The sequence below is a fragment of the Ensifer sp. Root31 genome, from assembly GCF_001424825.1.
GTDB lineage: Bacteria > Pseudomonadota > Alphaproteobacteria > Rhizobiales > Rhizobiaceae > Ensifer > Ensifer canadensis.
Window position 1 is genome coordinate 53938 of record NZ_LMCO01000004.1, and the last position, 18757, is coordinate 72694.

An 18757-nucleotide genomic window follows, 5' to 3' on the forward strand; every position below is an offset into this window, starting at 1 on the left:
CCCTCAGGGAGACCTTCACCAGGTTCGGACTGAATAGTCTGATTATGCCGAAGCCCGGAAGACGCCCATTGGCGGCATTCCGATTGTTCCATCTGTTGGGGCGATCATGTGCCTACCGAGTAAACTGATGGCGGCGCCAATCACATTAGCGCACTCAAGGTAAAAATCTTTCTTGTTTACAGGTTACCGGACCATCGCCGCTCGAACTAGCGGCCGCGCCAGATGTTGCCAGAATCGCAGCCGGCGGAGTTGGAACCATGGAGGAAGTCTGAGGTTTGGGGGAAGCCGCCCTAATGGAGCCTCAAGCCACCGGAGATTTCAGATGACCATGACACTGATAAGCCCCGCTTTTGCGGACGGCGAGTTGATACCTGAAACATATACGCGTTTGGGTGAAAACATTATGCCAGCGCTCAAGTGGACCGGCGCTCCCGAGGATGTCAAAAGCTTCGCGTTGATCGTCGAAGATCCGGACGCCCCACGAGGCGTGTTCCGGCACTGCGGTGTTTTCAACATACCCCGCGACTGGAGTGAACTACCGCAAAGTTCCGACACCGCACCTGGCGGTGGCCCGAGTTTTTGTCGAAATGATTTCGGCAATTCCCGTTATGATGGTCCCGAGCCCCCAAAGGGTCACGGCCCCCACCGCTACAGGTTCTGCCTCGCGGCTCTCGAAGTTCCAAGTTTGGCAGTGCCTGCCGTGGCGGGTATCGAGGCGATGTGGATCATGGCTCAAAAACACGTCCTTTCCCAAGCAACTCTGACCGGTACCTACGAACAGGCGTGAGCAAGCCCTCAGAACATGCTGGAAGAAAATGAGCTCAACGACGCACTGGTCCTGGATGGACACGACGCGAACTATGTCGCCAGTGTCCGCATTCGCCTCTCGGTATTGCTCAGCCGTTGAGTCTCACAGCCCGTTTCAGATGGGTTCTGAGCAGAGCCCGCAGTAGCACACCCACCGAAACTGTGACCAGCATCGTCAGCGACGGCAGCCACCATATCGCGCAGCCTACCGTCCGTGCTGGCACAATGTTGGCGGATAAATTGGAGGCGCTGAAAAGCTCGGCTTGCGCTCCGCCTGAAGCGGGGCATACAATGCGAGTGTCTGTGAATTCGAACGCTCAGACGGGGCCTCTTGTCCTATTCGTAGGAGAAGGGGCCTTTTACGTCTCAGCGCTCTCGTCACAACCTGCGCCGCGTGCTTCGAACAGGATCTCTCAGTATGAAGATTGCCAGCTAGTTCGAATCCGTATGCGACTTCGAAGAAGGCCACTTTCATGGGATGTGGCAGACAGGGAGTTGTTGACCGGATCGGCGTGGATCTCAGTCAGACGCCGGGTTACCTCCTCTTCGATCCCTCTGCTTGCCACCTCGTACTCGAATAGAAGACTTTGGTCTGGCTGCTCTGGCTCTCGCAGTTCGGCCAACCGTTCGGCTGCGAGTGCATACGCCTCAAAAAGGTCATTCAGCTCCGCCGAACGGGTCCCAATTTCGAGCGCGCGTCGAAACTTCGGCAGTCTCGCCCACAGACGACGACGTCCTAGTTCGCTAAGTTTCTGCATTTTCCTCTCCCTTTCGGTGCAATCTAAGATGGCGCCACCAAGGAGGGTTAAACCGAAATTTCAATTGCGAGAGATCTTGCCATCAAGCCGACAGGGCAAGGTGATTATGCGCAAGCATCAGAACGGCTGGCGGCCTGCCGCCACCTCGCGTTCTTTCCGCCATTCATCATGGCAACAGCGTCGGCCTCCCTTGCGCGGCACATGGTCTCGTATTCGGCCAGCAGCTCAGCTCGAACAGGATATTCCTTGCGTATATCGTCGATCATCAAAACCGACGCGGCATAGAACTCGCAGAGATTGAGGAATACCACGGTGTGGATCGACTGTAGCTTTTCACGATAGGCTGGGAGAGCGAGCCGGAGCCGTGCTCTTCCTACACATGGCCAGCCCTGATCTGGCGATTCCCATCAAGGACATTGCTATAAACTACCGCCAGATCTTGCTCGCGTTAAATGTTCGCAGCAGTCGATCGACCTCGCTTTCGATTTCAGTGCAGACGGCTTCCAAACCGTCGAGATCGACGGGGTCATGACTGACCGCAGCGGTCAATTCATCTATAGCCATGGCGGCGAGGGCGTATTCTTCACATAACGCACGAAAGGCCCGGCTCTGCTGCGCATCAATCAACGCTCGCAACGCTGGAAGCTTCAATTTCAGACGGGATCTACCGATCCTTTCAAGGTTCATAACGGTCTCTCCTGACCGTGCCTTCCCGCCTATCAACTATCGCATGTTTCCCTGAAAACAAAAGAGGTTAACACCATGAACCGACGCATCAAGGCGGCGGGCCTTGCGCTCGTCAAGCAGTGGGAAGGCCTGAAGACGAAGGCCTATCGCGACGTAGGCGGAATTTGGACCATCGGATATGGCCACACCAGCGCGGCAGAGGTGAGGCCCACGATGGTGATCACCGAGGCACGCGCCGAAGAGATCCTGCGCGCCGGCCTCGCCCATGTTTGAGGAGCGAGTTGCGCGCCTCGTCAAGGTACCGTTGACCGGCAATCAGCACGCCGTGCTCGTGTCCTCTGATTTCAACACAGGCTCGCTCGGCAAGTCGACGCTGCTGAAGAAACTGGACAAAGGCGACCACGACGCCGTGCCGGCCGAGCAGATGAAGTGGGTGAAGGGTCTCGTCAACCGGCGGGCGGCTGAGGCTGGTCTTTGGGCTAAGGGAGAGTTCGTCTCCAGGAGGATGGCGCACGATCAGTCACCAACGCATTCGAGAGGCAAAGCAATGCGGCGGCACATTCCGCGGTCGATGCCGCTCTGACTATGACACTTGTCCTGACGGGCTGTGGGACTTCGCAGCCAGCAAGTGTCGACGGCCTGCGGCGGGTCGTCGGAACTGACCTGGTCAGCGCGCGCGGGGCGACGCCGGCAGATCAGCGAATGGTAGACCGGACCGTCGTCGGCCTTTGCGCCGGCGGCGTCTGGACCAATGCGGAATGCGTGAGGCATGGGAAGGCAAGATTCGATCAGACATTAGAGGAGGGGCAGTAAGATCTGAAGACAAGGCTGCAGCGAGCCGGGCCGGCGTTCACACCCGTATGGATCAGCTGGTCGACCGGGTCGGTGATGTCGAGGCGTCGGTAGCGTCGATCGGCGCGGACGCGCGGAGATGAAACCGGTCACCGATGACGTAAAGCGCTGGAAGCTGATGGGCATCGGCGCACTCGGGGTCGCCGGCATTGCAGCGATGGCGCTTGGCGTGAGTTTTGCCGAAGCCATTCGACGCATCGTGTTGGTGATCATTGGGAAGGTTTGACAACAACGGAGTGCAGGCAAATTGTCTCGCATCAGAGCGAATGCGGGTGTATCCTTGAGGTGTTGAAGGCAATTCCCATTGCGGCTTCCGAGGCCCTCCGCTCGGCGGCCGCATTTTCTTTGCGATCGCCTTACGCAAGTTGCCGGATAATAATTCTTGCGACCCCACCTGAGATGTCTCTCTGATTATAGGGACGGGTGATTGTCCTCCGCATCAATCCGGTTCGGCGAATATTTTCTGCATCCGCGCCAGCTTGCTTTGTAGAATCTTCAGCTTGCTTTCTGCGGCGTCAATTGCAGCAAAGCGTTTACTCTCTTGTTCCCTCCATCTTGCGGACCTTCACCGATGATATCCATTGGGTGTGCGTCCAACACCTCGCAAATTTGCATCAGCACTGGAATGGAGACGCGATTTGTCCCATTTTCGTATTTCTGAACCTGCTGAAAACGACAGGCCGATCAAGCTTCCGAGTTTCCCTTGGGAATACCCTCGCATCATACGCATGGCTCTGATGCGCTGGCCCATCTGCCTGGAAAGCGCTTTCCCCGCATCTGCCGTCGTCCGACCCATATGTATCCCCCTGTCGCTAGCACCTGTGTGTGTAATATGCGCAGCCGCTGGCGCATGGGAATTCTCACATATGAGAGTTGAGAAAGTGCAGTAAGCAGCTTGAACTGAAATAGGTTCCTGCGGAAGGGGTCGTGAGAGTGGGACAGTGCTGCGGGACTGCTGGCGTAATACGCACCAGGCAACTGGCTTCTCACAACTTTTGCCCTCCGCTGGATTTCAACCCTTCATAAGCTTTCGGTGAAGCTTGGCTGATAGATGCGGTATTCCGCTACACCTAAAATCGTTATAAAGTTAGGTACTGGGTACGCATAGATTGCGGCCTCCACAGCGGGGGCCGCTTTTTTGAGGGGCGAGGGCGCTGCGTTATCCGCGCATGAGCTTTCGGGCGGCGGCAGCTCTGCTTTTGCGGCGGCCGCTATGGATGTCCACCATCAAGCTGTAGAGCCATCGGCGCGTATCGGCTTTTGGTGCGATCTGGTCGAGGTCGTTAATCGCGAGTTCGAGCGTGTCCTCGACGAGCTCATCGGCCAGTTTTTGCGACGAACGCAACGAATGAGCCCATGCTCGAAGCTCCGGCACCATTTCGGCCACGGTGGTCGCCCGTGTTTCGATTTTCATGGCTTGTCACTCCGTAGAATTGTACGGGCAACGGTCACACCAGCGGGATGTTCCGAATATACCTACAAGTAGCTAGCGAACCTGGTGAAGAGCATCCTGATCGCCGGTTATCTTTGTTTCGAACCGAGGAATCGTGCAGTTTCAGTCTTTCGTCCTTGCGTTGATTCCAGCGGATTGAGGAATTCGGAACTAGATGCGATGCAGGTGCTGGAAGGACGGCTTCGGGTGGATAAGCTTGCCGACGGGCGGGTGTTTGCACACAGCCTCAACCAACTACTCGGACACGGGTGAAACCCGCTTTTTTCTGTCAAATGGTCCGGTAGCCACAGTCAACTAGCCATCAACTTCAGCGCATCATGATCGTGGATGCCGCTTTGAAAAAGACCGATCAGACGCGCCGCGAGCTCAATAGCTTCCTCGCTATCAACGGCGAGGTGCCTTTCCTGGACGATTTCCCGGAAAACACATTCTATCTGCTTGAAGTCGTCAGGCGTAATTATCTCGCTGCGAGATCCAACCACTTTGCTCATCGCCCTAATCCCAGCCGGCCCGGGGCGGAACAGGCCGACGTTAGCCCCGCGTTAAGTATGCGCCGTCGCCGGGGGGTTTCAACTCCGGAATTTCGGGGGAGATCCGCACGCCGTGGGCGGCCGTTGTCTGTAAGCCGTAGTTTGTGTTCCAGGCGGCCGCCGGAGAGGAAGGTAGCGACCGCCTGGCTGTCTAGAGGGGCGGAGAGGAACTGTCGAGAGGTCGGTTTGTTCCCAATTAGTCTTAATGCCCAAGATTAGATTTTCCTGCTGCTCTTAGCTCGGCGACCTTGCGATCGAGGTCGATTTTGTACGGTCCGAATTTCTCGAACAGTTCGCGTGCGACAAGGGGGGTGAGCCGGTGCGCGCTGATGAATTCTTCCAGGTCATAGCGCGTGTTCCAGCCGCGAACCACCTTGCTATATTGTTGTCTGGTGTCTTCATGTTGCATGGCTGTAGTCTCGACGTTGGGGTTTCGCAGCACGTAACCGGACTGCTTGATCAGCAAAAATCGCGTTTTGTGAAAAAGGTTCCCGTGACTCATTGCGGAATGTGCGTTTAATAAGTCATGCCTAAAGTACCTGCGAAAGCCAAGCGCCCGAAGCAATTGCTCCTCGCTGATGACGCTGTGCTGCACGGGCAGCCGAAGAGGCCGCGCGACCCTCCGTGCCTGTCTTTCGATCCCATGCCGGACCGCGTCAAGCCCTGCCTTGCGCTGCTAGCCAAGAGGGTGCCAGCCGCCGGCGACTGGGCGTTTGAAATCAAAAGGGATGTGTGTGGATGCCCCGGAAGATGAAACGAAAACTTACTTCGGTATAGACGAGTGGTCAGGCGCTGACATGGTCCGGCCTCATGTGGCGAGATTGACGCCGTAGGCCATTATGGAGTTCGTGGTTTAGATCCCAATCGGCTACACGTGTTTCTGAGCACTCATCCCACTGCTGGTTAATCCAATCCCCTTCTCTAACTGATTGCCCATAATCCTCCGTTAGACCTCACCACATCCCCGACGTCTCACGACTTCTGGCTGCTGCGTTGGGCAGGTCCAAGGGTCGGAGCTCGCCGGGGGCCATAAGAGCCCAGGCGATACGCGCCAATTTGTTCGCCAAAGCGACTGCAATCAGCTTTGTCGGTCACGACCTGCGCGACCATGGAACAGCGGGAGCGCCGGACGATGCTCGAGGATGCGATTGACGAGGGCGGCTCTGCCTCCACAGCGGGGGGGCCGCTTCTCTGTGGGAAGCTGTCCCGACGAGCTCTAGTGGCTAAATGACGGGCCTAGGAAGTTCGCATCTTGGATGCCGCTTTGGTCGAGGCCGATCAGAAGGCGGCAAGCGCGTCAGCCTCTCGCTTTCCAATGCGGTGCCCACTTTAAAGTGTGTCGAAGTCGCAGGCTCACGCACTTCCCGGACTATTGTCTTAAAGGCCCGCCAGACTAAGGTCGAAACCCCATGCGACTGAAGTCTGGCCATCGGAACGGCAACAGCCCAGAGGCGTTGGTAAGAAGTTCCCGCATTGAGAGTGGGAATACAACAACCAGCCTGGAGAAGAAAATGAGGAAACTTGTCAGCTCAGCCGTCACAGGACTGCTTCTGCTCGGCGCTTCGAGCATCGCCCTGGCTCAGACAGTCATTGTCACCCCAGAGCAGGAAACGGTCGTCCGCGAATACGTGAAGAAGAAGCCCCTCGCTTCCATCAAACTTCCCGGAGTGGAGCTCAATGTCGGTTCGACGGTTCCCGAAACGGTGGAACTACACACCATTGATGCACCGGACATCACCTACCGATATATGGTCGTTGACAACCGCACGGTGCTGGTGGACCCGGGCACCCGCAAGATCGTTCGGGTTATCGACTAGCCCTGATAGACGGCGTCCCTTCCCCTCCGGGGAGGGGGCAGCCTTGACGCTCAGACTGAAGTCCCATGGCGGAACTTCTCACTTTGTGGCTGGTTCGGTATCCTCGCGGTCGCATCGCCCAGGCGCCGGCGCGATCGCTGGCGTCGGACAACGCGGGCTGACCAGTCCAACGATAGCTTGCCCATTGGAGTGACCACCCTTGTCGAGCCCCGATCCCAACTTCGCCGAAATCCAGTTTCTCGAAGAAGCACTGCACCGACCATCGGTCAGGCATTCGAAGCTAGCGGTCGAAGCATTGCTTGCAGAAGAGTTCGTCGAGTTCGGTGCGTCGGGACGCGTATATCGTCGAGCAGAGGTCATAGATCTTTTGACCAAGGAGGAGGATCACACCGACGGCATTCTCCGAACGTCCAACTATGCTCTCGCGCCCATTTCCCAAAATGCGGTACTTTTGACGTACGAGAGCCATCTCACATATCGCGACGGGTCTGAACGATCCGCTTTGCGAAGTTCAATCTGGAAGCATGACGGGAAGAAATGGCAGATACTCTTCCATCAGGGTACAATGCAGCGGCCGTGATACTGTGCGCCGTCAATCGACTCCCTAGTGTAGTCTTCTCGCGAGACGGACAAGGCCAGCACCAAGCTCCAACATTTCGAAACTGCATCCATGAGGAAATAGTTGTCTGCCAGCTCCGTTATCGCCATCGCGACTTCCTCGCGTAACCAACCGGCTTGGTGCGCTCGATCGCCAAGCGACAGGAATTCGGCCCCCAACGCCTCCTGGCAAAGGAGGACGCGATCTGGGTGTCCTTCAGGAAGCGTCGGCGCGGCAATCTTCGACACGGCGTGTCCTCCTGCCGAAGAGGATAGGGCGCACTTTGCATTCTACAAGGCTTCGCTAATTTAACGAGCGACTGTCGACTAACGCACCTATCGGGTCTAGCCGTCCGATAGACTCGCCGAGCACGTCGCGCAGATAGCTGGGCGTAGATGAAAGAACGGCCCCCTGTTGGGCCGGGAGACGGAAAGCTCCGACAGTCATCGTTCATGCCGACGTGTTTGAGCTAAAAAAATAGGCCCCCAGGGAAAGGGGCCTAGAGTGTGAGACAGCGGCTGCGGGGGGGTGGCCGGCTGTCACGTGGCATGTCCGTAAAAAACGCGCCTCTAAGAGGATTGTTCCTTGTAGATCGACGGCCCCATCCCCCGGTATTCGGGTTGAAGGAATGTGAATTCGTAGCTCCGGGTCAATGCTTCGACCAGCGCATTGACGATGGCTGTACGGGCGACCTCTTTCCTGTTGGCGTCAATGGCGACGAGGTCTTTCGCTACTGCGTTAGGCAGCTTCCAAAGCTCGGCCGCGACGAGCGCGACAACTTCGGCATCGTCGACCGCAGTCCCGGCGCGCTCGATACGGTGGTTGATGCGGATATGCCTGACGAGTTCCTCAGCGATTGAGCGGGCGCTGTCTTGTTCGCGGCGGCGCGAAACGCCTGTTCCTGCGAAGCAGGCGTTTGGTCGATTGGTCTATCACCGCCAGATGGATGGCCACGAATGAGGATAGTTTGGCGTGGTCGGTCACTTGCTGAACCCCAGATAGCATTCTTCCGTGCCCGATCGTCGATCGGGGCGAGTTGTGCCGCATGTCTGAGATTGGCGCCCGCCTAGCGCCGGGGATCAGGATCGCTTAGCCGGTGGCCCATTCGATCTGGTGTTCGAAGCAATACCAGTTTGGCGCCGCCCGTCCGTGGGCGTAGCCGAAGCTGCCCCACTTCTTGCAACTAGGATGTTCACACAGGTGCTCGACCAGGCCGCTTTCCGCTCTCTTGGTAGCGCCAACCTCGTCGCTCATGCTCAATGCCCTCTGAGTAAACTGTTCTACAAATGTTCTCATTGGGGCAGAGAGTCAACTGCCGACTCTTACCCGCTCGATGGTGCAGACCGACCAGCAAGCCCCAAGCGTCAGTAGCCAGAACAGGGCGTCAAGGCCAATGCGGATGGTTCGGTGGATGTCTACTTCGGACCGAAAGCCCCGGCGGGAATGGAGAACAACTGGGTGCAGACAATCCCGGGCAAGGGCTGGTTCATGATCCTTGGCCTGTACGGTCCGCTGGAGCCGTGGTTCAACAATTCCTGGCGGCCTGTGAGATCGAACTGGTGCAATAGGGGAAAACAGTCGAAACGAGCGGATGGTTCACCATCCGCTCGCTCGATCGTCAGGCGTAGCATAGGGCAAGGCGACGTGGTTAAATCAACAACATTTGCCACTGGTCTTGAACCAGCTCGCCTCTCTCGATTTAGCGAAGTGCTTAGTGCAGCTTCCTGGCAAGCCGGACGAGGCCGGCACCAAGCTCGAACATTTCGAGATCGGCATTCGCGAGGAAATAGCCGTCTGCCAGCTCCATCATCGCCATCGCGAATTCCTCGCGTGACCAACCGGCCTGGTACGCTCTATCGCCAAGCGACAGGAATTCGGCCTCCAACGCCTCCTGGCAAAGGAGGTCGCGATCTGGGTGGCCTTCCGGAAGCTTCGGCGCGGGTATTTTCGACATGGCGCGTCCTCCTGCCGAGAAGGATAGGGCGGACTTCGTATTATACAAGGCTTCACTAATGTAACGATCCGCCGTCGATCACTTAGCCTATGCGTCCAGCCGCGCCGATAGGTCTAGTCGAGCGTCGCGTCACATGTCGTCGTCGGAAACCCAATTCGCTTGAGCAAGCCCACATTACCGAAAATCGGACGGATGCGCCATTTCATGGCGAGATCTAGGTATCCGCCGATGTTACGATTGAGGAACTGATCAAAGCCGAGCAGGTCTTTCGTGACGCCGGTGCGCGTGGCGTAGCGGCTCGCTGACGGAACATGAATTGAGATCGGGTCCAAAGCCCCTTCGTAACAATAGCCCTACCTGACGGGTTGACGGATCTCAAAGAGAGGCAGAGTTCCCCGAACGACCTGGTCGCAATAGGTGCCAAAATCGCCTATTCGGGTGCCGTTGCCGTCAGCGGATTTCTCGACATGTATGGTGCAAATGATTGCCTGACGGTATCGAGTTTCCTGCCGTGGACTTACGGGCGTGTCACCGTGTCGTCATTCACAGGATCGGCTTGCCACCGGTCACCCCGATCATGGTGCCCGATACATAGCTTGAGAGGGGATCGGCCAACATGACGTAAGCGGTGGCGAGTTCGGCCGGTTGCCCCGGGCGTTTCATCGGAACCTGCCTACCGAAACTTGAGACGGCTTCCTCGGGCATGGTCGATGGAATCAGCGGAGTCCAGATCGGACCGGGTGCCACCGCGTTCACACGGATTCCCTTTTCGGCGAGCATTTGGGCAAGGCCGGCGGTAAAATTCTGAATTGCGCCCTTCGTAGTGGCGTAGGCAAGCAGCGTTGGATTAGGCATGTCCGAGTTAACCGATGCGGTGTTGATGATCGAGGCACCCTCTTTCATGTGTTTGACGGCTGCCTTTGACAGATAGAACATTGCATGGATATTGACCCTGAAAGTCAGCTCCCATTCTTCGTCGGGGATGTCGCCTATCTCCTTAAACGTCGACTGATGCGCGGCGTTGTTGACAAGGATATCGATACCGCCGAGATCGGCCATGGCACGGTCGACGATGTACCGGCAGTGGTCGGCCGATTGAATGTCGCCTTTGACGAGAACGGCTTTCCGGCCAGCCTCCTCGACATGCTGTGCTGTCTCCCGGGCGTCCTCGTCTTCTTCGAGATAGGAGATCAGAATGTCCGCACCCTCACGAGCAAATGCTATCGCCACCGCGCGCCCAATACCGCTGTCTGCCCCGGTGATTACGGCCATCTTGCCTGCGAGACGTCCCGACCCCTTGTATGACTGCTCCCCGTGGTCGGGAACCGGATTCATCTTTCTCGTGAGGCCAGGCATCGGCTGTTTTTGGGCGGGAAAGGGAGGCTTGGGATAATCAGACATTGTGTTCTCCTGTGTGAGACCTAGCGCGAGGACGAGAGCGACCCTGCTGGGTGCGTAGCGGCGGCTGACACGTTCAGTGAAACAGAGGGAGAGCTTCGCTGCAGCTTTGCGCGCAAGCTTCGCACGCGCGGGCGCAAATTTGGCAATGCTCGTGCATCTCAACATGCTTCGCGCATTCCGCGGCGCAGGCCCGACACGCATCAGCACAGGTCGAAACAAGATTGTGGGCGACATCCATGTTGGTGCCGGTCCTGCGCGTGGCAACCGACCCGGTCGCCACGCAGATGTCGGCGCAATCGAGATTGAGCCTAATGCACTGAACGAGTTCACCGACGTTCGTCTCGCCAAGGCAGGCGTCTGCGCAACTCGTGCAAACTTGAGCACAGCTGTAGCAATGCTCTATGCAGCGCATCAGCGCGTCTGCCGAACGCCCGTGTACATCAGGATGGCTATTCATCATTTCACGTACAAGCATCGGTTTCCTCGCAGCTTTTCGGGTGTGTCCCTCCAACAATGGCGATGGCGAAATGTTCCGAGCACGGAACGCTTCTCGTGAACCGGCGTATGGAGCGCAGTTTCTGCAAACAATGGCGTGGGTATGGTTTCATCAGTTGCATCGCGGCTTGAGCTTGAACGCAAAGCCGCGGACAATGTCACGGCGTCTCCAATGCCCTGGGCACGACATCCAGCCAAACCGCAGCCCGGCATTTGTCACTGGACGAAAAGGCAGCATCAGGTGTTGCCGTCGGCATCTTGGCCACCGAAGCCGCTTTTACAGATCACCCCACAGGGCACGCAGCGGACCGCCCGGACCGTAGATCGGGTCACTTTGGGGAATGGGCAATGTGGCGATGATTTTCAAATCGCCTGGCGTTGCGGCAGCCGTTTCGATGTCGGCATGCTGGCCGGCAGGATAGGCGCCGACGACAAGGAAATCGTCACTGGCAGAGTTGCACATGTGCCCAGTGCCGGAAGGCAGAACCAAGCAATCCCCAGCGCTGACATGAAGAACGGAGCGGCCCGGTCCACCGATCAAAAGCTCGGCCGTGCCTTTAGCGATGCCGAGCACCTCATGTGCCCTGACATGATAGTGCTGGTAGGAGAAAATTCCATTGCGCCAGAGCCCCTGCCATCCCGCGTCCGAGAAAAGCCGTTCGAAAACAGGAGCGCAGTCCGTTGGCGCGGGTGCGAGGATGTTGCGGTAGAAGAGTACGGGCAGAGAGGGATGATTGGGTACCCAGTCGCTTGGCGTTAAGAAAAGCGTTTCCGGTTGTCTGATCCTCAACTCATTTGCCATGTTTCGGTGCCTTGCCAAAATCCTTGCGCAATTCGTCCTTTGCCTTTTCGAGGGTCGCGCGGCGCCCTTTGGAAAGCAGGATGCCAGCGCGATTGATATAGAAGGTCAGCATGGACATGGCCGAACGCAACGGGCTTGATTTGCGTCTGTTGCTTTTCTCTGCCGACTCCTTGAGCGAGTCCGCTATTTTTTGGCGCTCCGTTGATTGAAAATTCCTTCCTTGAGGTCCAGTGCGTCACTGTTTTCGGTCACCTTTTGCGACCATTTCTTCTTCTTTGCCATATTCAGGCTCCTTCGCAAAATAATGCTAGGCGCTCCAACCTTACGCGTCAGACTTGACCCTATTTTGCGTTGCCGATGGCCAAAAGGCACACCGCAAAAAAATTAAACACCGCGCTGACTGCATGAGAATATTCCCATCCACGGCGCAACTGCGTCCAGTTTTCTGGAAGCAGAGTCCAGTTGTCGGTCGCCTGATTTGCCGGGAAGGTAAAAGTCCAGAATATGGCTTGCGTAGCAACAATGCACGCAAGAGCGGCTATGGCGGGGATCGCCGGTTCCCCCGCTCGATAGAGAGCCATCGAAAGCCAGAGGAGCGCAGCTATCGCGCCAACGACAATGAACGCGAAGAGGTTCCATCCATCGTATGCGCGTTGCGCAGCAAGATAATCTTCGCCCGACAGGCGCATCTTGCTGGCGAGAGAAAACAAGTGCGCACCCGCTGGCACCAAGGCCAAAGATGCAAGAACGAGGCTGACAATGCGTAACCAATGGGTCATCGAATTGAACCGGAACGAAATCATGACTACCAAACCGCAACTACCGCCGGAGGTTCCGAATTTTGCGTTCAGAGCCGCTCGTAGGTGACGCGCCAGCCTTCCTTGGGATCAGCGGGCGTGATCGTCAGTTGGTCGGCGTCAACCTTGAACTTGCGTTCCATGCGCTGGCCAATGAGATTGCGGACGAGGGACGATTCCACGGTGATGGCGAATGTCTCTTTGGCCTCGTCGACTTAAACCGGTTGCGCTGCAGCGTCCGGATTCATCGCCTGGACGGAGAGCGTTCCGCCAGTGGAGAAGATAACCTGGCCGGAATAGGGGATTTCTGTCCGATCGCCGCTCGCGTCGGTGACCTGCAACGACGTCATGCGCCACGCGCCGGTTATCGAGGACTTGCTGTTGTCAGCGAACGCAGCGGAGGATGCGGCCAGCGTCAGCGCTACGAGCGCGATCTTGAAGTTCTTCATCCGTGTGGTCCTTTTCGAATGGGAGGGTAGTGGTTCAAATCCGTTCGATGCGCACGGGATACTCGCCGCGAACAAGTAGAGGCTCGAAACCTCCGTCGAAACGGCCGAGCCGGATCAGCCCGTCCCAGCGGTATTCGTCGTAGAACAAGGCGAGATTGCCCCATGGCTTGAAGTAGCAGAGGTCGCCCGGCCGCTCGTTCCCGAACGGACCGCTGCCGTCCTGCGTCAGCTTGCGCGGCAGATGGACGATCTTTTACCTGCTTCATCCTCCTGGACCGGCCGCCGTCACTTCGGCTCAACCAGCAGCCGGCGAAATGACGATGACTCGATTCATACCTGCGTTCCCGCGCGATCTTCCTCCTGTCAATCCAACAACGTCATGGTTGACTCCGCGTTTCACTCAGCGGAAAACGATTCTTGGCTGCAGAGGGAGAAAACTGATGGCTGATGAAAGCAATACGGGTACTACAATCGAAGCTGTAGAGACCGACGCACCGGCAAAGACGCCGGTACCGAAAAAGCAGCGAGCGCCGCGGCGCACGAAAGCAACTGCAGAAGCAACGGGCACCACAACGGTTGCGAAGACGCCGAGAGAGCGCAGGAAGCGCACCGACGAGGGCGTAGTCGCAAAGCTTGCGCCCGTCAAAAAGCAAGTTGCTGAAAAGACGACTTCCGCCCTCAAGACCGGAAGCAAGAAGACGTCGAAGCTCGACGGACCAAAGGCTTCGTCGTCCGTCTCGGCGATCGATGAAATGGCCGACCTCATCCAGCTTGAAGAAGAGAATAAAATGCTCCGCAAGGAACTGGCCACCAAACTGCGGGCGGAAAATTCGGAACTGCGCAAGCGGTTAGGACTTGATTGACCGTGACCGACAGCAGGGGCCGGTTGCGAGATCGACCTTGGCCCCTACATTCCTCGTAGGACAGACATTCACCGAGCTCACGTGAGAGTTTCGGATCGCTCGAGGCTGACGATCGATGAAATCACCATGGAACCTATTTGCTCGACTGACATCGCGGGGACGGTCGGCAGAACCACGCGAGATTTCGATTGAGCACGACGCCGATAGCCAAGCAAATGACACGCAAGAACAACAAGTCCGCGGCGCTCAGTTGAGTTCAACGGATCCAACCGGGGCAGTTCAGGATCGTGGGAATGGATCGGATGAACTCAAGGAGGCTGCATCTTCGGATCTGACCGAACACCAGGATGATAACGCCCAAGCCGTCTCTACAGACGCCGCCGTTGAAGAGGCACCTACGCCGGAAAATCAGCGAATTGGCGAACTGCCTCCAAAAGAGTCAGCCTCGTTGCCTAAAAGCAAGCAATCTCCTAAGGCGCCACAAATTCAAGCGCGCGCTAAGAAGTCCGGAACCGGGAACATTAGGAAGTTCCCTTCGAAAGCGAACACGGATCCCGGCGCACAGTTATCAGCCCGGGAAGCATTTTTTGAGGAAGTGGCGGATTTGGACGACGAGATTCAGCAACTGAGAACCCTGTTGGCCGAAAAGCTCCATCTGCAGAATCTCCACCTCAGAAAAATGCTCGAGCGTTTTGACCGGTCGTGAGCCCGAGCCCAACAGCCTATGCGATTTGGCCAGTCCCGCGTCTGGCTCCTCGTCGATCTCCGGCGGGCTCAATTGTCGCCTGCGATGATGAAGAGATCGGGCGGATGGACAGCAGAAGGCAGCCGGACGGCAATTTGTCCAATCCCTGATCAGGCATAGGCCGTTACCTTAAATGCTGGCAGGGGCGATGTTACGATCGCAGACCAGGCAGGGAAGCTGACACGCCACCAGGCTTCGCATAGGGCGCATCTCAACATAACCTACTCAGGAATAAAACTGCTCCCTGGCGACGCAGAATTTCGCCTGCAAAAAGCGATTTTGGTGTAAAATTATGCGTCCTTAAAAAAGGCAGCGGTTGACGCGCCGACTTCGACGCTCTGCGCCGCAAAGGAAGGGTAAGCCAATGAAAAGGTTTGCAATCGTTCCCCTGTCGCTGGTGATGATGGTTACAGGCATTCCGCCTGCCATGGCGTTTCCCACAATAGCGACGCCGAAGATCGACGCGGGGCAAGCGCAATTGGTTCAATACGCACGATATCGCGGCGGCGGGTACTATGGTGGATACCATAATAATGGTGGTGATGAGTGGGCCTGGGCACTAGGTGGGCTTGCCGCCGGCGCAGTTATCGGGGGCCTCCTGGCGCAGCCCCGATATTATCAGCCCTATGGGCCGGGATACTACGGGTCGGGATACTACGGACAGAGATATTACCGGCCAGGCTATTATCCACGCAACTATTACGGCCGGAGCTACTACGCCCCGCGCTATTATGCACCGCGTTACCAACGCCAAGTCTATTACGGCGGAAATGCTCATACGCGTTGGTGCTATGGACGATACCGCTCCTACAGGGCCTACGACAACACGTTCCAGCCCTACTATGGCCCGCGGCAGGCGTGTGTCTCGCCTTATTGAGCGAGAAGGCAATGATGATCATGGTCCGGATTTGAAAGGGCGTCGCGTCGCCGACAACGTCGCCTTCGCAGCGCTTTCCGCGACGCAATCTAGCCAGTGGCTTCTTCCGGAACCTGCCGCACAAAGTCGACAGTGATTGGGAAGGCTTTGCCTAACGCATGGCGCTGCGCAGGATTACATGGAGACATGAGCAATGGTGCGGCGATCAAAACACCGCAGGAGGTCGCCGAGCATTAACCGGCACGGCTTCAGAGCCGTGCCGGTGCGTGCTCCTATTTGATTGGCCGCGAAGAGGCTTTGCCGAGCTTTATCGATGGCTCACGTCCCCACACGCGAAGCTTGCCGAGCTCTGATACAAAGCTTGGAAGCCCTTCGTCGCCAGGAAGGGCAATAACGCCTTCGTCGGCCGCTTCGGCGATGCCCGCTTTTTCCAGCAGAGGGAGAGCGGATTGATCGTAGCCGATGAACTTGCAGTGCTGAAACGCATCGGCGACAAAATCGCGAACCGTTGCCTCTCTCAGCAAGTCATCCATCGCGGCTTCTGAAGTCAAAAGGGCGACAGCATCAAACAGAACCGATGGGCCGCCATCGATCATATGGTGGGCTTCGACCCATGTACCGTCGGATGCAGTGACCCCACCGACCTTTGGTGCGATCAGTTCGACCGTGGCTTTTTCCTCAATGATTGCCCCGGTCAGTTCCTTCAAGAGCTTGGCGTTAACGCCATCGGATACAAGAATGCCCAGCTTGCGGCCTTCAAAACGTTTCGGCCCGCGTTCTATAATGCTCAACGCGGGCGACGGCGTCAGATCCTGGCGGGTCGGCATAGCTGCATCGGCGGGCTTTGGCATGGTCTGAAGACCTAGTTTTTCGGCAACGGTGGTCGCAAGGGTCTCATCGATATTGAGAAGATGAGCCACCATGCGCTCGCGAATGACGGGTGTTTCGACCTTACTGAGTTCGAATGTCAGCGCCATTGCAATATGCCGCTGCTCCGGCGGGGTCTGGCTGATGTAGAATTGCCGGGCCTGGCTGTAATGGTCAGCAAAGCTCTCCGGGCGAAGGCGAGCTTTTTGGCCTTGCTCTTCGGCAGGGAAATGTCGGTATCCGCGCATCGGAGACTCCCTCGGTCCCTCCCCGTGAGAATTGGGCTGGTAGTTCGTCCGCCCCACGGGATTGCGCATGGCCATGTGCCCGTCCTGTTGGAAATGGGCAAAGGGACACTTTGGAGCATTGATCGGCAGGTGCGTGAAGTTCGTGCTGCCAAGTCGCTTCAACTGCGTGTCAAGGTAGGAGAAGTTCCGGCCTTGCAACAGCGGATCGTTACTGAAGTCGATGCCTGGCGGAACGTTCTGCGTCATGAACGCTACCTGCTCGGTTTCCGCGAAGAAGTTATCGGGCATTCTATCAAGCACGAGGCGACCGATCGCCTTGACGGGAAGGATCTCCTCCGGAATGATCTTTGTCGGATCAAGCACATCGAAGTCGAAGCGGTCGGCGAACTCCTGATCGAAAAGCTGAACACACAGCTCCCATTCGGGAAAATTCCCCGACTTGATCGATTGCCAAAGATCCCGACGGTGAAAGTCCGGATCAGCGCCGTTGATCTTGACAGCTTCGTTCCAGGCGACCGACTGCAATCCCAGCTTGGGTTTCCAGTGAAACTTGACGAACGTGGACTCGTCCTTGGCATTGATAAAACGGAACGTATGGACTCCGAAGCCTTCCATGAAACGGAAGGAGCGCGGGATAGCACGATCAGACATGACCCACATGACCATGTGCATGCTTTCCGGTGTTAGGCTAATAAAGTCCCAGAAATTATCGTGTGCGGTTTGAGCCTGCGGAAATGCTCTGTCCGGCTCCTGCTTGGCAGCATGGATCACATCAGGAAACTTGATCGCGTCCTGAATGAAGAACACTGGGATATTGTTGCCAACAAGGTCCCAGTTCCCTTCCTGAGTGTATAGCTTGACCGCGAAACCGCGAACGTCACGCGCGAGGTCAGCCGAGCCTTTGTTGCCGGCGACCGTTGAAAAGCGAACAAAGGCAGGCGTCTTCTCACCGGATCGCTGGAACAGATCTGCTCTAGTGTATGCCGCGAGAGATTCGTATGTTTCAAAAAATCCGTGGGCGCCATAGCCGCGGGCGTGAACGACGCGCTCGGGAATTCGTTCATGGTCGAAGTGGAAAATCTTCTCGCGGAAATGGAAGTCTTCGATCAGCGCTGGTCCGCGTGCGCCGACCCGCAGCGTATTTTGGTCGTCAGCGACCGGGCCGCCTTGAGCGGTCGTGAGGACGGGTGTGTCGTTTTCAGCGATCTGGTGAAGTTCGCCGCCCTGGCCGCGTCGCAGTTTTTGATCGTGTATTTCTGCGATTGTCGCTTGTTGTGCTGACGGAACGCTTGTCGTCTTCTTTGCCATTGGATATCTCCTGGAAAACTCGGGTTTGGATTGTTGCTGGCGATCAGAAGCAAGGGGTCGTTTCCGAGGGAAGTGTCGGCCCCGGTGTAACTAGCTTGTTTTCTTGCGGAAGCCTCTTGGATTGGCCGATCGATCGCCGAGCTTTGACCGTGCCGCCTCTGAGATCATAGGGCTGTAGCGCACCGGCTTGCCAAAGATCTCGACTAGGAGTTCGACCTGGCCTTCAGTTTTGCCGCGGTGCTGGAGGAAACTACCCCTGCGGTTCTCAGCCAGGGCGAGGTGCGCTGTTCTTGGCCGATCCCTCAGGACGTTCTTTTCAACTAAACAGATGTCCTGGTGGGTGTCTTGAAAGGGATCGAGGGTTTTTCCCGTAAGCATCACAGCTCCGATCACGTTCGAGGGATGACGAGGGCCGAACGTCGAGGCGGGGTCAAAGTTCCTCTATAGAG

General features: G+C 57.0%; 27 protein-coding genes and 4 pseudogenes. 12 read left to right on the forward strand and 19 right to left on the reverse strand.

What is annotated here, in order from left to right; genetic code table 11:
- The first annotated feature begins 322 nt into the window (after positions 1-322).
- Entirely contained in the window at positions 323-787 is a 465-nt protein-coding gene (locus ASD00_RS05580) for a YbhB/YbcL family Raf kinase inhibitor-like protein (protein WP_057205321.1), read from the forward strand.
- A gap of 882 nt (positions 788-1669) precedes the next feature.
- Here the strand turns inward: ASD00_RS05580 and ASD00_RS05590 are convergent.
- Both ASD00_RS05590 and ASD00_RS05595 read right to left on the reverse strand, forming a co-directional pair.
- Positions 1670-1876 carry a hypothetical protein gene (locus ASD00_RS05590; protein WP_057205327.1) on the reverse strand — a complete coding sequence of 69 codons (207 nt, stop codon included), beginning with the start codon at positions 1874-1876 and terminating at the stop codon, positions 1670-1672.
- Between the two features lie 115 nt (positions 1877-1991).
- Positions 1992-2252, reverse strand: a complete 261-nt coding sequence (locus ASD00_RS05595; RefSeq protein ID WP_057205331.1) for a hypothetical protein — start codon at positions 2250-2252, stop codon at positions 1992-1994.
- 75 nt (positions 2253-2327) lie between these two features.
- On the opposite strand from ASD00_RS05595, the gene ASD00_RS05600 reads away from it, so the two are divergent.
- The 4 genes and pseudogenes from ASD00_RS05600 (at position 2328) to ASD00_RS42435 (ending at position 3330) form a co-directional block, all read left to right on the forward strand.
- Positions 2328-2525, forward strand: a complete 198-nt coding sequence (locus ASD00_RS05600) for a lysozyme (protein WP_057205334.1) — start codon at positions 2328-2330, stop codon at positions 2523-2525.
- A complete protein-coding gene (locus tag ASD00_RS05605; protein WP_057205338.1) occupies positions 2518-2835 on the forward strand; it encodes a lysozyme in 318 nt (105 codons plus the stop codon). The genes ASD00_RS05600 and ASD00_RS05605 overlap by 8 nt, the downstream gene beginning before the upstream one ends.
- 2 nt (positions 2836-2837) lie before the next feature.
- The gene (locus tag ASD00_RS41450) at positions 2838-3065 is read left to right on the forward strand and encodes a hypothetical protein (RefSeq protein WP_057205341.1); all 228 of its coding nucleotides are present in this window, start codon (positions 2838-2840) and stop codon (positions 3063-3065) included.
- Positions 3011-3330 (forward strand): annotated as a pseudogene (locus ASD00_RS42435) (DUF1515 family protein). Before ASD00_RS41450 ends, ASD00_RS42435 begins: the two are co-directional and overlap by 55 nt.
- A 933-nt stretch (positions 3331-4263) precedes the next feature.
- Here the strand turns inward: ASD00_RS42435 and ASD00_RS05615 are convergent.
- The 3 genes from ASD00_RS05615 to ASD00_RS39760 form a co-directional block, all read right to left on the reverse strand.
- Entirely contained in the window at positions 4264-4518 is a 255-nt protein-coding gene (locus ASD00_RS05615; RefSeq protein ID WP_057205344.1) for a hypothetical protein, read from the reverse strand.
- Between the two features lie 329 nt (positions 4519-4847).
- The gene (locus tag ASD00_RS05620; protein ID WP_057205347.1) at positions 4848-5048 is read right to left on the reverse strand and encodes a hypothetical protein; all 201 of its coding nucleotides are present in this window, start codon (positions 5046-5048) and stop codon (positions 4848-4850) included.
- Positions 5049-5289: 241 nt separating this feature from the next.
- Complete coding sequence (locus ASD00_RS39760; protein ID WP_057224872.1) at positions 5290-5496, reverse strand: hypothetical protein; 207 nt, start codon at positions 5494-5496, stop codon at positions 5290-5292.
- Between the two features lie 1102 nt (positions 5497-6598).
- Between ASD00_RS39760 and ASD00_RS05630 the strand changes: the two genes are divergently transcribed.
- Together ASD00_RS05630 and ASD00_RS38060 are read left to right on the forward strand one after the other, a co-directional pair.
- Positions 6599-6904 (forward strand): DUF1236 domain-containing protein, encoded by a 306-nt coding sequence (locus ASD00_RS05630; RefSeq protein ID WP_057205353.1) that lies wholly within the window; start codon positions 6599-6601, stop codon positions 6902-6904.
- Between the two features lie 199 nt (positions 6905-7103).
- Positions 7104-7484: a DUF4440 domain-containing protein gene (locus tag ASD00_RS38060; RefSeq protein WP_063963225.1), complete on the forward strand. Its 381-nt coding sequence runs from the start codon at positions 7104-7106 to the stop codon at positions 7482-7484.
- On the opposite strand, the gene ASD00_RS05635 is transcribed toward ASD00_RS38060, so the two are convergent.
- Positions 7460-7750 (reverse strand): hypothetical protein, encoded by a 291-nt coding sequence (locus tag ASD00_RS05635; protein ID WP_057205355.1) that lies wholly within the window; start codon positions 7748-7750, stop codon positions 7460-7462. The two genes, ASD00_RS38060 and ASD00_RS05635, sit on opposite strands and share 25 nt — an antisense overlap.
- Positions 7751-8122: 372 nt before the next feature.
- Here ASD00_RS05635 and ASD00_RS05640 point away from each other — a divergent pair, with 372 nt between their 5' ends.
- Positions 8123-8362: a hypothetical protein gene (locus ASD00_RS05640; RefSeq protein WP_057205358.1), complete on the forward strand. Its 240-nt coding sequence runs from the start codon at positions 8123-8125 to the stop codon at positions 8360-8362.
- A gap of 229 nt (positions 8363-8591) precedes the next feature.
- Here the strand turns inward: ASD00_RS05640 and ASD00_RS40875 are convergent, their stop codons facing one another.
- The gene (locus tag ASD00_RS40875; protein WP_164474985.1) at positions 8592-8756 is read right to left on the reverse strand and encodes a hypothetical protein; all 165 of its coding nucleotides are present in this window, start codon (positions 8754-8756) and stop codon (positions 8592-8594) included.
- Positions 8757-8891: 135 nt separating this feature from the next.
- Here ASD00_RS40875 and ASD00_RS38370 point away from each other — a divergent pair.
- A pseudogene (locus ASD00_RS38370) lies at positions 8892-9070 on the forward strand (DUF1214 domain-containing protein); the annotation flags it as partial.
- 143 nt (positions 9071-9213) lie between these two features.
- On the opposite strand, the gene ASD00_RS05650 reads toward ASD00_RS38370, so the two are convergent.
- From ASD00_RS05650 to ASD00_RS05690, 10 genes and pseudogenes are all read right to left on the reverse strand, one after another.
- Complete coding sequence (locus tag ASD00_RS05650) at positions 9214-9456, reverse strand: hypothetical protein (protein ID WP_057205365.1); 243 nt, start codon at positions 9454-9456, stop codon at positions 9214-9216.
- 113 nt (positions 9457-9569) lie between these two features.
- Complete coding sequence (locus ASD00_RS05655; protein ID WP_057205368.1) at positions 9570-9788, reverse strand: hypothetical protein; 219 nt, start codon at positions 9786-9788, stop codon at positions 9570-9572.
- 211 nt (positions 9789-9999) lie between these two features.
- Positions 10000-10857: an SDR family oxidoreductase gene (locus ASD00_RS05660; protein WP_057205371.1), complete on the reverse strand. Its 858-nt coding sequence runs from the start codon at positions 10855-10857 to the stop codon at positions 10000-10002.
- Between the two features lie 73 nt (positions 10858-10930).
- The gene (locus ASD00_RS41455; RefSeq protein WP_082523447.1) at positions 10931-11332 is read right to left on the reverse strand and encodes a four-helix bundle copper-binding protein; all 402 of its coding nucleotides are present in this window, start codon (positions 11330-11332) and stop codon (positions 10931-10933) included.
- Positions 11333-11629: 297 nt separating this feature from the next.
- On the reverse strand, positions 11630-12154 hold the full coding sequence (locus tag ASD00_RS05670) for a cupin domain-containing protein (protein WP_057205378.1): 525 nt from the start codon (positions 12152-12154) through the stop codon (positions 11630-11632).
- Positions 12144-12436 (reverse strand): annotated as a pseudogene (locus ASD00_RS05675) (DUF3175 domain-containing protein). The gene ASD00_RS05670 and the pseudogene ASD00_RS05675 overlap by 11 nt, the downstream one beginning before the upstream one ends.
- A 59-nt stretch (positions 12437-12495) precedes the next feature.
- On the reverse strand, positions 12496-12957 hold the full coding sequence (locus tag ASD00_RS05680) for a hypothetical protein (protein WP_244494330.1): 462 nt from the start codon (positions 12955-12957) through the stop codon (positions 12496-12498).
- A gap of 44 nt (positions 12958-13001) precedes the next feature.
- Positions 13002-13133 carry a hypothetical protein gene (locus tag ASD00_RS42260; RefSeq protein WP_272953782.1) on the reverse strand — a complete coding sequence of 44 codons (132 nt, stop codon included), beginning with the start codon at positions 13131-13133 and terminating at the stop codon, positions 13002-13004.
- A gap of 33 nt (positions 13134-13166) precedes the next feature.
- Positions 13167-13400 (reverse strand): hypothetical protein, encoded by a 234-nt coding sequence (locus ASD00_RS41460; RefSeq protein WP_244496007.1) that lies wholly within the window; start codon positions 13398-13400, stop codon positions 13167-13169.
- A gap of 34 nt (positions 13401-13434) precedes the next feature.
- A pseudogene (locus tag ASD00_RS05690) lies at positions 13435-13653 on the reverse strand (cyclophilin-like fold protein); the annotation flags it as partial.
- Positions 13654-13840: 187 nt separating this feature from the next.
- On the opposite strand from ASD00_RS05690, the gene ASD00_RS05695 reads away from it, so the two are divergent.
- The 3 genes from ASD00_RS05695 (at position 13841) to ASD00_RS38380 (ending at position 15885) form a co-directional block, all read left to right on the forward strand.
- A complete protein-coding gene (locus tag ASD00_RS05695; RefSeq protein ID WP_057205386.1) occupies positions 13841-14263 on the forward strand; it encodes a hypothetical protein in 423 nt (140 codons plus the stop codon).
- A gap of 115 nt (positions 14264-14378) precedes the next feature.
- A complete protein-coding gene (locus tag ASD00_RS05700; RefSeq protein WP_057205388.1) occupies positions 14379-14969 on the forward strand; it encodes a hypothetical protein in 591 nt (196 codons plus the stop codon).
- 403 nt (positions 14970-15372) lie between these two features.
- A complete protein-coding gene (locus tag ASD00_RS38380) occupies positions 15373-15885 on the forward strand; it encodes a BA14K family protein (RefSeq protein ID WP_082523448.1) in 513 nt (170 codons plus the stop codon).
- A gap of 272 nt (positions 15886-16157) precedes the next feature.
- On the opposite strand, the gene catE is transcribed toward ASD00_RS38380, so the two are convergent.
- Positions 16158-18308 (reverse strand): catalase C, encoded by a 2151-nt coding sequence (gene catE, locus ASD00_RS05705; RefSeq protein ID WP_057205390.1) that lies wholly within the window; start codon positions 18306-18308, stop codon positions 16158-16160.
- A 90-nt stretch (positions 18309-18398) separates the two neighbouring features.
- Positions 18399-18686, reverse strand: coding sequence for a hypothetical protein (locus ASD00_RS05710; RefSeq protein ID WP_057205392.1), 288 nt, complete (start codon positions 18684-18686; stop codon positions 18399-18401).
- Positions 18687-18757 lie beyond the last annotated feature (71 nt).